The sequence below is a fragment of the Streptomyces sp. NPDC048254 genome (genome assembly GCF_043201895.1).
In the GTDB taxonomy this organism is placed as follows: domain Bacteria; phylum Actinomycetota; class Actinomycetes; order Streptomycetales; family Streptomycetaceae; genus Streptomyces.
The window spans coordinates 66,518-79,488 of sequence record NZ_JBICZJ010000024.1 but is presented as its reverse complement, the minus strand read 5'-3'; the positions used below and the strand labels follow the sequence as shown (position 1 = coordinate 79,488).

At 73.4% G+C, this 12,971-nt stretch carries 11 protein-coding genes; 7 read left to right on the top strand and 4 right to left on the bottom strand.

What is annotated here, in order from left to right; all coding sequences use genetic code 11:
- Window positions 1-32 precede the first annotated feature (32 nt).
- Together ACGFZQ_RS44600 and ACGFZQ_RS44595 are read right to left on the bottom strand one after the other, a co-directional pair.
- Complete coding sequence (locus ACGFZQ_RS44600; protein ID WP_393845284.1) at window positions 33-446, bottom strand: acyl dehydratase; 414 nt, start codon at window positions 444-446, stop codon at window positions 33-35.
- Window positions 443-928 (bottom strand): MaoC family dehydratase N-terminal domain-containing protein, encoded by a 486-nt coding sequence (locus ACGFZQ_RS44595; protein ID WP_393845283.1) that lies wholly within the window; start codon window positions 926-928, stop codon window positions 443-445. Before ACGFZQ_RS44595 ends, ACGFZQ_RS44600 begins: the two co-directional genes overlap by 4 nt.
- 127 nt (window positions 929-1,055) lie before the next feature.
- Between ACGFZQ_RS44595 and ACGFZQ_RS44590 the strand changes: the two genes are divergently transcribed.
- From ACGFZQ_RS44590 to ACGFZQ_RS44570, 5 genes are all read left to right on the top strand, one after another.
- Window positions 1,056-1,922, top strand: coding sequence for an alpha/beta fold hydrolase (locus ACGFZQ_RS44590; RefSeq protein ID WP_393845282.1), 867 nt, complete (start codon window positions 1,056-1,058; stop codon window positions 1,920-1,922).
- 17 nt (window positions 1,923-1,939) lie between these two features.
- Window positions 1,940-4,255 (top strand): CoA transferase, encoded by a 2,316-nt coding sequence (locus ACGFZQ_RS44585; RefSeq protein WP_393845281.1) that lies wholly within the window; start codon window positions 1,940-1,942, stop codon window positions 4,253-4,255.
- Entirely contained in the window at window positions 4,252-5,835 is a 1,584-nt protein-coding gene (locus ACGFZQ_RS44580) for an AMP-binding protein (protein WP_393845280.1), read from the top strand. Before ACGFZQ_RS44585 ends, ACGFZQ_RS44580 begins: the two co-directional genes overlap by 4 nt.
- An 87-nt stretch (window positions 5,836-5,922) precedes the next feature.
- A complete protein-coding gene (locus tag ACGFZQ_RS44575; protein WP_393845279.1) occupies window positions 5,923-7,086 on the top strand; it encodes an exonuclease SbcCD subunit D in 1,164 nt (387 codons plus the stop codon).
- Between the two features lie 34 nt (window positions 7,087-7,120).
- Window positions 7,121-10,111 (top strand): AAA family ATPase, encoded by a 2,991-nt coding sequence (locus ACGFZQ_RS44570; RefSeq protein ID WP_393845278.1) that lies wholly within the window; start codon window positions 7,121-7,123, stop codon window positions 10,109-10,111.
- Here ACGFZQ_RS44570 and ACGFZQ_RS44565 read toward each other — a convergent pair.
- Window positions 10,108-10,554 carry an Lrp/AsnC family transcriptional regulator gene (locus ACGFZQ_RS44565; RefSeq protein ID WP_393845277.1) on the bottom strand — a complete coding sequence of 149 codons (447 nt, stop codon included), beginning with the start codon at window positions 10,552-10,554 and terminating at the stop codon, window positions 10,108-10,110. The two genes, ACGFZQ_RS44570 and ACGFZQ_RS44565, sit on opposite strands and share 4 nt — an antisense overlap.
- Window positions 10,555-10,688: 134 nt before the next feature.
- Between ACGFZQ_RS44565 and ACGFZQ_RS44560 the strand changes: the two genes are divergently transcribed.
- Together ACGFZQ_RS44560 and ACGFZQ_RS44555 are read left to right on the top strand one after the other, a co-directional pair.
- Window positions 10,689-11,162 carry a rhodanese-like domain-containing protein gene (locus tag ACGFZQ_RS44560; RefSeq protein WP_393845276.1) on the top strand — a complete coding sequence of 158 codons (474 nt, stop codon included), beginning with the start codon at window positions 10,689-10,691 and terminating at the stop codon, window positions 11,160-11,162.
- Window positions 11,163-11,209: 47 nt separating this feature from the next.
- Window positions 11,210-11,725: an immunity 21 family protein gene (locus ACGFZQ_RS44555; RefSeq protein ID WP_393845275.1), complete on the top strand. Its 516-nt coding sequence runs from the start codon at window positions 11,210-11,212 to the stop codon at window positions 11,723-11,725.
- A gap of 7 nt (window positions 11,726-11,732) precedes the next feature.
- On the opposite strand, the gene ACGFZQ_RS44550 is transcribed toward ACGFZQ_RS44555, so the two are convergent.
- Window positions 11,733-12,965, bottom strand: a complete 1,233-nt coding sequence (locus tag ACGFZQ_RS44550) for a cytochrome P450 (RefSeq protein ID WP_393845274.1) — start codon at window positions 12,963-12,965, stop codon at window positions 11,733-11,735.
- Between the last annotated feature and the right edge of the window lie 6 nt (window positions 12,966-12,971).

Here is a 12,971-nt window from a genome sequence, read left to right as displayed (position 1 = left end):
AAGCCGACCGCGGTGAAACTCCTGGAACCGTCTCACCCCGGGACCACCACCGCCCGCCCCCGGCAGCACACCACCCCCTCGGCACCGCAGCGCTCGACCAGATCGAGAGTGACCGCACCGCCGACCGCGTCCACGGAACCCACGGTGCCGGTCACCACCAGCCGGTCACCCACGTGGGCCGGCGCCCGGTTCTGCCACCCCACCTCCCGCACCTGCCCGCCCGCGCCCGCGAACTCCGCGGCGGCACGGTAGAAGAGGCAGCCGTGCAGCTGAGCCATCACGACCGGCCCGTCCAGCCCCTCCGACCGGGCGAACCCGGTGTCGTAGTGGATGCGATGGGCATTGCGGGTGACCGCGCCGAACCGCAGCAGGGTGACCGCATCGGGCGTCAGCTCCACGGGCGGTACCGCCTGCCCCACGACGATCCGCCGCGCCCGCCCCGTCATCGGACGATGAACCTCTCCGTGACCTCAACCAGCGTCCCCCGCTCCGCGCCGTACGCCTTCTCCACGGTGAGCAGCAGGAAGCCCGCGCCGCTGCCCTTGCGCTCCACGGCCGTGAGCCTGCGCCGCAGCTCGATCCGGTCTCCCGGCCGCACCGCCTCGATCCAGCGCACGGCCTGCCCACCCGCCATCAGCCGCACGTCCAGCCCGTCGGTGCCGGGCACCTCGTCGCGGTACATGCCGTCCGGCCGGAACTCCGCCGGGTCTGCCCCGGGCGCCCCGCGCAGCAGACTCACCACGTACATCGGATGGACGGCGAAGTCGGCGCGGGCGGGATCGACGAGACACGGCGCGCTCTCCCCGGCCGCCCGTGCGAACTCCGCCGCGTCCTCGGCCCGTACGATCCCCAGCGAGCGCCGCTCCTCACTCCCGATCGACGCCCGGGCCCGTTCCTCGGCCAGCTCCAGCACGGTGTTGTGGATCATGCGTTGCCTCCCGCGGTCGTCCCGTGCCCGGACGCTAGGGACCGCCGGCCGCCGGCCGCCACGGAACCGGCCCGCTCAGCGGACCGTTCCGCTTGGGCGGGGATCGCCGCCGTCCCACCATCGGTCCATGGACCTCATGGACATCCAGGCGCCCCCGGAAGGCGCCTACGCGGAAGCGGACGGCGTCAAGTACCACTACGTCGAACTGGGGGAGGGCAGCCCGACGGTCTTCCTGCACGGCGGCGGCCCCGGGTGCACCGGATGGTCGGACTTCGGGCAGGTGGCCCCCCTGTTCGCCGCGGACCGCCGGTGCCTGCTCGTGGACATCCTGCAGTACGGCAAGTCCGCCAAGCCCGTCATCGAGGGCCCCATGTGGGACTACCACGCGGCGAAGACCGTGGCCCTGCTCGACGAACTCGGCATCGAGCGGGCCGACTTCGTCTGCAACTCCTGGGGTGGCACCATCGCGCTCAACCTCGCCGCCAAGTACCCCGAGCGCGTCCGGTCGTTGGTGATCACCGGCAGCATGCCCGTCTTCTACGGCCCGCTCGCGCCCCTCCCGGAGGGCGGCCGCCGTGGCCGCAACGCCCGCGACGTGTACTACGGCGGCACCGGCCCCTCGTGGCCGAAGATGCGCGAACTCATCGCCCGCCTGGAGTGGTTCGACCCCGACGCCATCCCCGACGGCACCGTGACCCTGCGCTACGAGCAGAGCCTCGACCCCGAGGAGACCGCCCTGGCCGGCGCCTCCGACAACCCGCGCGGCGACTGGCAGGACCTCACCGCCGAACTCGGCCGGATCGCCGCGCCGACGCTCTTCCTGTGGGGCATGCACGACGCGTTCCTGACCCCCGACTACCCGCTGATGCTGTCCCGCATGATCCCCAAGGGCAACCTGCACGTGATCAGCGAGGCCTCCCACCACCCGCAGGAGGAACGGCCCTACGACTACCACAGCGTCGTCTCCGGCTTCCTGAACCAGCGGCACAACTGACTCTCCGGGGAGGAGACATGAGCGAGACCACCGTGCGTGTCGTCGAACTGTCCAGCCCCTTCACCCGGTTCGCCGGCAGGCTGCTGGTCGGGCTCGGGTACGAGGTCGTGCTCGTCGAGCCTCCGGAAGGCGACGAGACCCGACGCGAACTCGACGGCGACGCGTTCGTCCACTGGCACGCGGGCAAGCGATCGGTGGTCCCCGCCACGCCCGAGGACCTGCGTCGCCTGCTGGCCGGCGCCGACGTGCTGCTCGACGGGGGTCCGAGCGGAGCCGAGGCACTCACCGACGGTCTGGATCACCTCGTACACGTCCGCGTCACCCCGTTCGGCCTCGTCGGCCCCCGCACCGACTGGCAGGGCACCGACCTCGTGGTGGCCGCGCTGGGCGGAATGCTCGCACAGGTCGGTGATCCCGACGGGCCGCCGCTGCGGCTCCCGGAGCACCAGGCCGAGCAGCTCGCCGGCGTCAACGCGGCGATCGCCGCCGTGCTCGGCCTGCGCGCCCGGCGGAGCGGTCCGGGACAGCTCGTCGACGTGTCGGCCCAGGCGTGCGTGGCGGCCGCCCTGGAGGCCGGAACCCTCGCCTACCTGCACGAGGACCGGGTGCCGCCACGCCCGGGACGCGTCCATCCGCTGGTTCCGCACGGGCTGTTCCGGGCCGCCGACGGCTATCTGGGCGGTGGTCTCGGCGGCAGCCCGCGGATGTGGGACGCGCTGCTCGACTGGCTGCGCGAGGAGGGCGCGGCCGCCGATCTCACGGAACCGCGCTGGCAGGACCCGGTCGAACGCAAGAAGCACCAGGAGTATGTGTTCAAGGTCGTCCAGGACTTCGTGGGGACATGGCCGAAGGCCGAGTTCGCGGAGCGGGCCCAGGCCAGGAAGCTGCCCTGGGCCGCCGTCGACCTGCCCCACGAACTGCCCGGCAACCCGCAGCTCGCCGCCCGCGGCTTCTTCACCCGGGTACGCACGGAGGAGGGGGAGCGGACCGACCTGGGCTTCCCGTTCGCGTTCCCGGAAGGCCGCCGGGTCCGGGAGCTGGACGTACCTGGTCAGGGCGCCGACCAGGACGTGCTCGGCGAACACCGTCCGAGACCGTCTGCCGCGCACGCGCAGGACCCCGTGCGCCCCGCCCTCCACGGCATCCGGGTCCTCGACCTGACCTGGGTCCTCGCCGGGCCGTACTGCACCAAGATCCTGGCCGACCACGGCGCCGACGTGATCAAGGTGGAGTCCGCGGGCCGCCCCGACCCCACCCGCTTCGCCCCCTTCATGCACCTGTCCCGCGGCCCGCACACGGACCCCGACACCAACGGCTACTTCAACGAGGTCAACCGCAACAAGCGCAGCATCGCGCTCGACACCCGGACCGGCGAAGGCGTCGCGGTGCTGCGGGACCTCATCGCGCACTGCGACGTCCTCGTGGAGAACTTCAGTTCCACGGTCATGAGGAAACTCGGCCTGGACTACGAGGAGTTGCGCCGGATCAACCCGGATCTCGTGTACGTCAGCATGTCGGGCATGGGGCACACCGGGCCACGCAACGGCTGGGTGTCGTACGCCGACACGGTCTCGGCGAGCTCGGGACTGACCGGACTGACCGGCTGGGGACCGGTCGACGTGGTCGGCGTGATCTACGGTCACGGCGACATCGTCGCCGGCCTGCAGGCGGCCCTCGCCACGGTGGCGGCGCTGGAACACCGGGCCGCCACCGGGCGCGGGCAGCACGTCGACCTGTCCCAACTGGAGGCGATCGCCGCCCACATGGGCACCAGCCTCCTCGGCGGACCGGAGGTGAAGCCGAGCGGCAACACCCACCCGGCGTGGAGCCCGCAGGGCGTCTACCCGTGCCTCGGCGCCGACCGCTGGCTGGCCGTCAGCGTGCGCGACGACGCCGAATGGGCGGCGCTGTGCGAGGTGATCGGCCGCCCCGCACTGGCCACCGACGAGCGGACCCGGACGGCCGAGGCGCGCAGGCACGCGGCACCCCTGGTCGATGCCGCGCTGGAGGAGTGGACCCGCACGATGCCCGCCGACCTCGCCGCCGAGTCGCTCCAGGCACACGGCGTCCCGGCCGGAGCCGTCCAGGACGGCCGTGAACTGGTCGAACACGACCCGCAGTTGCGGGCCCGCGGGTTCTACGTGCGCAAGGAGCACCCGGTCGCGGGAGCCTTCCTGCACGAGGGCGTCCCGATCCGCCTCACCCGCACGCCCGGCGGGATCCGCGCGGCCGCGCCCGTCCTCGGCGCCGACACCGACGCCGTACTGAGCGAGGTGGCCGGGTTTCCCGTCAAGCGCATCCGGGAGCTCCGGGAGGCCGGAGTGCTGCGGTGAACGACACCATTCCCGGTCTGCTCGACGCGGCGGCCGGGGACTTCGGCGAACGGACCTTCCTGCGCCTGGGAGAGGTGACGCGGACGTACGCGCAGTCCCGTACGGCCGCGGCCACGATGGCGGGAGCGCTCGCGGAGCGCGGCTGCCGGCCGGGCGACCGCGTCGCCGTCATGGCCGGCAACCGGATCGAGGTCGTCGACCTGATCCTCGGCTGTGCCTGGCTGGGCGCGGTGCTGGTCCCGCTCAACACCGGACTGCGGGGCGGCGGGCTGCGGCACGTCCTGCGCGAGGCCGAACCGCGGTACCTGCTCGCGGAACCGGACGCGGCCGGACGCGCCGTGGTGGCCGGCTTCCGGGGGGAGTTGTGGATCGTGGGCGGGGAGGACGTCCCCGTGCCGGGCGCGGCCCAGGCCGTACCGGCGGCCCGCGTGCGTCCGGACGACACCGCCTTCGTCCTGTTCACCTCGGGTACCACGGGAACGGCGCGAGGCGTGCGCTGCCCGCACGCCCAGACCGTCTGGTGGGGCCGGGGCGTCGCGGACTCGCTCCGTCTCACCGCCGACGACGTGCTGTACACCTGCCTGCCGCTCTTCCACACCAACGCCCTCAACACCCTGGCCCACGCCATGGCAGTCGGAGCGAGCTGTGTCGTCGGCGAGCGGTTCTCCGCCTCTCGCCACTGGGAGCGGGTGGCCGAGGCCGGTGCCACCGCCGTCTACCTGCTGGGCGCGATGGTGCCCATGCTCCTCGCCCAGCCCCCGGGCCCCGGCGACCGTGCGCACCGGGCCTGGCGCGGTCTCTCCCCGGCCACCCCGGGCTCCGCGTGGCAACCCTTCCGCGAGCGGTTCGGGGTCACTCTCGTCGACGGATTCGGTTCCACGGAGACCAACCTCGTCATCGGGTCGACTCCCGAACACCAGCGGCCCGGCTACCTGGGCACCATGCGCGACGGCTTCTCCGCGCGCGTCGTCGACGACCGCCTCGCCCCGGTCCCGGACGGCGTGCCCGGCGAGCTGCTGGTCCGCAGCACCCGCGCGTTCGCCTTCAGCACCGGCTACCTGGGGGAGCCCGAGCCGGACCGCGCCGCCTGGCGGCGTACCGGCGACCGGGTGGTCCGCGAACCCGACGGATGGTTCCGCTTCGTCGACCGGATCAAGGACGTCATCCGCCGGCGCGGCGAGAACGTCTCCTCGCAGGAGGTGGAGTCGGCCGTCCGCACGCATCCGGCGGTCGCCGACGCCGCGGCCTTCCCGGTGCCCTCGGAGCTGGCCGAGGACGAGGTCATGGTCGCGGTCGTCCCCCGGCCCGGCCACCTGCTGAACGCTCCGGACCTCGTACGGCACTGCGCGGGCGAGCTGCCCGCCTTCGCGGTGCCCCGGTACGTCGACACCGTCCCGGAGCTGCCGCTCACCGAGACCGGCAAGGTCCGCAAGGCGGTCCTGCGGGAGCGCGGGGTCACCGCCACCACGTGGGACCGCGAGAGCCGCCAAACGGATGTTCTCGGACATTTCTTGCCATCTGCTGTCGGAAGTGATGGTGAATCTGAGGGTAGTGGTGGATCAGGGGACGGCAGGCGTTAGCGTGGTGGATGCTGATGGCGAGCCTGTGCTGGTTCGTGCCGGTTTCTGAGGGGTAGTAGGGGCGAATGTGCGGGGCAGTGTGATTTCATGAAATTTCTGCACACTTCCGACTGGCATCTCGGCCGCGCCTTCCACCGGGTGAACATGCTCGGCGCCCAGGCCGAGTTCATCGGCCACCTCGTCACCACCGTGCGTGAGCACGCCGTCGACGCCGTGGTCGTGTCGGGAGACGTGTACGACCGCGCGGTTCCGCCACTGGCCGCGGTCGAGCTGTTCGACGACGCCCTGCACCGGCTCGCCGACCTGGGCGTGCCCACGGTGATGATCTCCGGGAACCACGACTCGGCCCGCCGCCTCGGCGTCGGCGCCGGTCTCATCGACCGCGCCGGCATCCATCTGCGCACCGAACCGTCGGCCTGCGGCACACCCGTCGTCCTCGCCGACGCCTTCGGCGACGTCGCCTTCTACGGCCTGCCGTATCTCGAACCCGCCCTGGTGAAGGACGAGTTCGCCGTCGAGAAGGCCGGGCACGAGCCGGTGCTGGCCGCCGCCATGGACCGCGTCCGCGCCGACCTCGCCGCCCGCGCGCCCGGCACGCGTTCCGTCGTCCTCGCGCACACCTTCGTCACCGGCGGCGAGGCCAGCGACAGCGAGCGCGACATCACCGTCGGCGGGGTGGCCGCCGTCCCCGCCGGAGTCTTCGACGGCGTCGACTACGTGGCGCTGGGCCACCTGCACGGCTGCCAGACCCTCACCGAGCGCGTCCGCTACTCCGGGTCCCCGCTGGCGTACTCCTTCTCCGAGGCGGACCACCGCAAGAGCATGTGGCTCGTCGACCTGGCCGCCGACGGCACCGTCAGCGCCGAGCGCCTCGACTGCCCGGTCCCGCGCCCGCTGGCCCGCATCCGCGGCACCCTGGACGACCTGCTCGCCGACCCCGCGCTGACCCGGCACGAGGACGCCTGGATCGAGGCCACCCTCACCGACCCGGTCCGCCCCGCCGACCCCATGGCCCGCCTCACCGACCGCTTCCCGGGCACCCTCAGCCTGGTCTTCGCCCCCGACCGCGCCCCGGACGACCCCGACGTGACCTACGCCCGCCGCCTGGCCGGCCGCACCGACCGCCAGATCGCCGAGGACTTCGTCGCCCATGTCCGCGGCGCCGGCCCCGACCAGCCCGAACTGGCCGTGCTGGGCGAGGCGTTCGACGCCGTGCGCGCGGACGGCGCGGTGCGGGAGGTGGCGCGGTGAGCACCTGCGCGCGACGGAATGCGGAGGCCGCTCGGTGAGGCTCCACCGGCTCGACATCACCGCCTTCGGCCCCTTCGGCTCCACCCAGAGCGTCGACTTCGACGCGCTCTCCGCCGCCGGGCTCTTCCTTCTGCACGGCCCGACCGGCGCCGGAAAGACCTCCGTCCTGGACGCCGTCTGCTACGCGCTGTACGGCACCGTCCCCGGCGCCCGCCAGAGCGGCCAGGGAACGTCCCTGCGCAGCGACCACGCCGACCCGGCCACCCGCACCGAGGTCCGCCTCGAACTCACCGTCGGCGGACGACGGCTGGAGATCACCCGGCAGCCGCCCTGGGAACGCCCCAAGAAACGCGGCTCGGGCACCACCCTCGACAAGGCCCAGACGTGGCTGCGCGAGTACGACGCGACAGACGGCGCCTGGAAGGACCTCAGCCGCTCCCACCAGGAGATCGGCGAGGAGATCAGCCAGCTGCTCGGCATGAGCCGCGAGCAGTTCTGCCAGGTCGTCCTGCTGCCCCAGGGCGACTTCGCCCGCTTCCTGCGCGCCGACGCCGGCGCCCGCGGCCAGCTGCTCGGCCGCCTCTTCGACACCCAGCGCTTCGCCGACGTCGAGAAGCGCCTCGCCGAGCGCCGCAGGACGACCGAGGCCCGGGTGCGGGACGGTGACTCCGCGCTGCTGGCCGACGCACACCGCATGCAGCAGGAAGCCGGCGACGCGATGGAGCTGCCGGAGCTGACCCCGGGCGAGCCCGGTCTCGCCGAGGCCGTCCTCACCGCCGCCGCCGTCGCCCGCAGCACCGCCCGCGAGCGCCTCACCGTCGCCCACTGCCGCCTCACCGCGGCCGAGTCCGCCCAGTTCACCGCCGATCGGGCGCTGACCGGCGTCCGCGAACTGGCACGGTTGCAGGGCCGGTTCACCGAGGCGCGAGAGCGGGCCGGACGGCTGGAGGAGCGGGCCGGGGACCGCGATGAGGCACAGGCGCGGATGGAGCGGGGGCGGCGGGCGGCGGCGGTGGCGCCGGCGCTGGAGCTGCGGGAGGCCGCCGAGGCCGGGCACCGCGAGGCGGCCGCCGCCGAGGCGCACGCGCGTGCGCTGCTGCCGGAGACCTTCGCCGGAGCCGGAGCGGCAGGGCTCGCCACAGCTGCCCGCCGGGCCGCCGAGGAGCTGGGCGGGCTGGAGTCCGCGCGCCGGGCCGAGCGACGGCTCGCCGAGGTCGTCGACGAGCGCGGGCACCTGGACCGGCAGGAGCGGGACGACGAGGACGCCCGGCGCGAGGCAGCGGGCTGGCTCGCCGACTGGGACGCCCTGCGCGCGGGACTGCAGTCCCGTATCGACTCCGCCCAGGAGGCCGCGACCCGCGCCGAGCAGCTCGCCGTACAGCGCGAACCCGCCCGCCGGCGGCTGGCGGCGGCACGGCTGCGGGACCAGCTGGGCCGGGACACGGACGAGGCCCAGCGTGCGGCCCTGACCTCCGCGCGCCAGGCCGTCGACGCCCGGGCCCACTGGCTCGACCTCAAGGAACAGCGGCTGAACGGCATCGCCGCCGAGCTGGCCGCCGATCTCACCGACGGCGCACCCTGCGCGGTCTGCGGGTCCACCGAACACCCGGCGCCCGCACGGAAGTTCGCGGGGCACGTCGACCGGGAGGCGGAGGAGCGGGCGCTCGCCGCCTATCAGCGCGCCGACGAACAGCGCGCCGGGGACGAGCGGCGCCTCGGCACCGTCCGCGAGGCGCTGGCCGCCGCCACCGCCGAGGCGGCCGACACGCCCACCAGCCAACTCGCCGCCCAGGCGGACGAGTTGGAGCAGGAGTACACGCGGGCCCGGCGCGGCGCCTCCGACCTGCACGCGGCCCACGAGGAGCTGCGGCTCGCCGAGCAGGAGCGCGAGCGCCGGCTGGCCGGCCGGCAGCAGGCCGAGGTCCGGGCCACCGCCCGGCTGACCCGACGTGACGGCCTCGACGCCGAACAGGCCTCCCTGGAGGAGGAGTTGGCGAAGGCCAGGGGCGGTGCGGCCAGTGTCGCCGCCCGGGCCGCGCAACTGGAGCGGCAGGCGGCGCTGCTCACCGACGCCGCCGACGCCGCCCGCGCCGCCGACGACACCGCCCGGCATCTGAAGGACGCCGACGCACGGCTCGCCGACGCCGCCTTCCGGGCCGGCTTCGACACCCCGCAGGCCGCGGCCGCGGCCCTCCTCGACGACACCGCCCACCGGGAACTCCAACGGCGCCTGGACGACTGGCAGTCCGAGGAGGCGGCGGTGCGCGCGGTACTGGCGGAGACCGACACCGCGGCGGCCGCCCAGCAGTCACCCGCCGACCTCGACGCGGCGGAAGCCGACGCCGCCACGGCAGGCCGGTGGCTGCGCGACGCCGCGTCCGCCCGGGACCGGGCCGCCGGCTGCTGCGCCGAACTCGACCGGCTGTCCGCCCGCGCCACCGAGGGCGTACGCCGGCTCGGACCGCTGCGCGAGGAGTACGAGCGGGTCGCCCGGCTCGCCGCCCTCACCGCCGGCACCTCCGCCGACAACGAGCGCCGGATGCGGCTGGAGTCGTACGTCCTGGCAGCCCGCCTGGAACAGGTCGCCGCCGCCGCGACCGTACGCCTGCACCGCATGTCCTCCGGCCGCTACACCCTCGTCCATTCCGACGACCGCACCGGACGCGGCCGCAGCGGCCTCGGGCTGCACGTCGTCGACGCCTGGACCGGACGCGAACGGGACACCGCCACCCTGTCCGGCGGCGAGACCTTCTTCGCCTCCCTCGCGCTCGCCCTCGGCCTCGCGGACGTCGTCACCGACGAGGCCGGCGGGGTCCGGCTCGACACCCTCTTCATCGACGAGGGCTTCGGCAGCCTCGACGAACAGACCCTGGACGAGGTCCTCGACGTCCTCGACTCGCTGCGCGAACGCGACCGCAGCGTGGGCATCGTCAGCCATGTCCCGGACCTGCGCCGCCGTATCCACGCCCAACTGGAGGTGGCGAAGGGCAGATCGGGCTCGGCGCTGCACCGGCGCGGGGTCTAGGTACCGATGGCGCGGCGGGGGAGGGGCGAGGAGTAGACGACGCTCGTCGTCACCGAGCCGAGGGTGCCGATCCTGCCGGAGATCTCCTCCAGGTGGCGCATCGAGCGGGCGGTGACCTTGATGACGAAGCAGTCGTCGCCCGTGACGTGGTGCGCCTCCAGGATCTCGGGGGTGACGGCGACCAGGTCGTGGAACGGCCGGTAGTTGCCGTTGGGGTAGCGCAGCCGGACGAAGGCGAGGATGGGCAGGCCCAGCCGCTCCGGGTCGACCACGGCCGCGTACCCCTGGATCACGCCCGCCTCCTCGAGGCGGCGCACCCGCTCGGTCACCGCGCTCGGGGACATCGCGACGGCACGCGCCAGCTCGGCGAAGCTGGCCCGGCCCTCGTGCTGGAGGACATCGAGGATGCGCCAGTCGGTGGCGTCCGGGGAAAACACGGTCATGGCGGATGGATAACAGGAAATCCCCGGCCGGACAAGGCCAGGGCCGGGGATCACACCTTCAGGACGGCCGGTCGCCGGCCGTAGATTTCGGGTCAAGGAGATCCGCCGTACCGGCGGTCAGCGAAAGGCCCCAGATGCCCGCCACCACCGTGAACCCCGTCCTGCGCGTCGCCCCCGCCGCGCCCGCCGAGGCCGCCGCCCACTTCCGGGCGAGCCTCGTCTTCCACGCCGACGTCTCCGACGTGGCCGCCGCCCTCGCCGCCGACGGCGACCCCGGCTTCGTCGTCCTGGACTCCCGCTCCACCGAGTCCTGGGACCAGGGCCACATCCCCGGCGCCGTCCACCTGCCCACCGCCCTGATCCCCGGGCAGGCGGACCGACTTCTCGACAGGGACGTGCCCGTGGTGACGTACTGCTGGGGTCCCGGCTGCAACGGTGCGACCCGTGCCGCCCTCGCGCTGGCCGAACTCGGCTACCGGGTCAAGGAGATGCTCGGCGGTTTCGAGTACTGGGTGCGTGAGGGCTTCGAGTTCGAGACCTGGCAGGGCCGTACGCGCCGGGCTCCGGACCCGCTGACCGCGCCCGTCCAGGGCGACTGCGGTTGCTGATTCCCGGGGGCGAAGGTGTGCCGTCGCTGTACGTGTAGGTTCACCACATGACTCGTTATGCGGATCCAGGCGCGGTGGAGTGGGTGGAGTCGGGCGGCGGCCCGCTCGTGGCGGTCCCGGAGACGGTCCTGCCGTTCTGGGCCGGAGCCGACAGCGAGGAACTGGCCACCGACTACGACCGGGCCTGCGAGGTCGACGGCTATGTCGGACTGCTCCCGGTCGGGGACAGCGCGGCCCTGGTCCTCGGCGACGAGCCCGCCTCGACGTCCTTCCTGCCGGACCACGGCACGTTCGTACGCTGGTCCGCCGCCAACTCCGAGGACGAGCTCCTGGCACAGGTCCCCGCCGCGCTCGACAGCGCCGTGTGGGAGAACGAGATCCGCTGGCAGGTCCCGGGCCCCGTCGTCCTGTTCGACTCCGCCTGGCCGGGCGGCGAGGCCGAGGGCGGGGACCATCTGCGGGTCCCGCTGGAGCCCGGCACCTACCAGGTGCGCGCCGCCTACACCAGACCCGGCCCGGAAACCTGGCTGGGTCTGGTGCAGTTGCGCAGGATCGAGTCCTGACCGGCCGTCACTTCACGCCGTCGATGGCGATGTTGAGGTGGCGTGGGCCGCGGAGCACCGCGTTCGGACGGTAGGGCGGCGGGTCCTCGACCAGCCGCGGGTTGTCGAGCCGGCGGGCCAGCTGGGAGAGCGCGAGCTGGGCTTCGATGCGGGCCAGCGGGGCGCCGAAGCAACTGTGGATGCCGCTGCCGAAGCCGAGGTGCTGGATGTCCTGGCGATCCGGGTCGAAGCGGTCGGGGTCCTGGAACCGCTCCGGGTCCCGGTTGCCGGCGCCCAGGACGAGCCAGATACGCGAACCCTTGGGGATGGTCACCCCGCGCACCTCGATGTCGGCGATACAGGTGCGCTGCGGCACGAGCTGCACCGGTGGCTCGTAACGCAGCAGTTCCTCCACGATCCGTACCGACAGCCCCGGGTCGTTGCGCAGCCGCTCCAGGACCTCCGGGTGCCGCAGCAGCGTGAGCATGCCGTTGGTGATCAGGTTGACGGTCGTCTCGTGGCCGGCGATGAGCAGCAGCACCGCGGTGCTCAGTACCTCCATGGTCGTCATGGAGCCGTCCGGACCACTGCTGTGCACCAGGTCGGACAGCATGTCGTCACGGGGCTCCTTGGCCCGCTGCTCCACCAGCCCGTTCAGGTACATGCCGAGTTGCAGCCGGGCCTCCTGCGCGGTGTGCTGGGACTCGGCGGCCGTACGGCTGTCGGGGTCCAGGCCGGCGACGATGGGGTCGACCCAGGTACGGAAGCGGGGCTCGTCCTCGCGCGGCACGCCCAGCAGCCGGCAGATCGCGGTGACCGGGAAGGGGTACGCGACCTGGTCGACGAGGTCGATCTCCCGTGCGTCCCCGAGGCCGTCGATGAGACCGGTGATGATCTCCTCCAGCTGGCCCCGCATGTTCTCGATCCGGCGCGGCCGGTGCGGTGGCCCGAAGGAGCTGTTGGCGATCCTGCGCAGCCGGTCGTGCTCCGGCGGGTCGAGCCGGATGAAGCTCGGCGGCAGTCCCGTCGCCTCCGGACCGGACAGGTCGTCCTGCCCGCCGACGGTCACGTTGGACTCGTCGGAGCTGATCCGCGGATCGTGCAGCAGGGCCTCGATGTCGTGGTAGGAGCTGATGATGTAGGGGCCGTCGTCCTCCTCATGCAGCACCGGCGTCTTGCGGAGTTCCTCGTACACCGGGTACGGGTCGGCGCGGTTCGCGAAGTCGGTGATCTGGCGCAACATCGAGGTGTGCGTCGTCATGACAGG

Bases quoted from the DNA above. Each gene is read 5' to 3' on its own strand.
- ACGFZQ_RS44600 (WP_393845284.1), bottom strand. From the start codon at position 446: ATGACGGGGCGGGCGCGGCGGATCGTCGTGGGGCAGGCGGTACCGCCC.
- ACGFZQ_RS44595 (WP_393845283.1), bottom strand. From the start codon at position 928: ATGATCCACAACACCGTGCTGGAGCTGGCCGAGGAACGGGCCCGGGCG.
- ACGFZQ_RS44590 (WP_393845282.1), top strand. From the start codon at position 1,056: ATGGACCTCATGGACATCCAGGCGCCCCCGGAAGGCGCCTACGCGGAA.
- ACGFZQ_RS44585 (WP_393845281.1), top strand. From the start codon at position 1,940: ATGAGCGAGACCACCGTGCGTGTCGTCGAACTGTCCAGCCCCTTCACC.
- ACGFZQ_RS44575 (WP_393845279.1), top strand. From the start codon at position 5,923: ATGAAATTTCTGCACACTTCCGACTGGCATCTCGGCCGCGCCTTCCAC.
- ACGFZQ_RS44565 (WP_393845277.1), bottom strand. From the start codon at position 10,554: ATGACCGTGTTTTCCCCGGACGCCACCGACTGGCGCATCCTCGATGTC.
- ACGFZQ_RS44560 (WP_393845276.1), top strand. From the start codon at position 10,689: ATGCCCGCCACCACCGTGAACCCCGTCCTGCGCGTCGCCCCCGCCGCG.
- ACGFZQ_RS44555 (WP_393845275.1), top strand. From the start codon at position 11,210: ATGACTCGTTATGCGGATCCAGGCGCGGTGGAGTGGGTGGAGTCGGGC.
- ACGFZQ_RS44550 (WP_393845274.1), bottom strand. From the start codon at position 12,965: ATGACGACGCACACCTCGATGTTGCGCCAGATCACCGACTTCGCGAAC.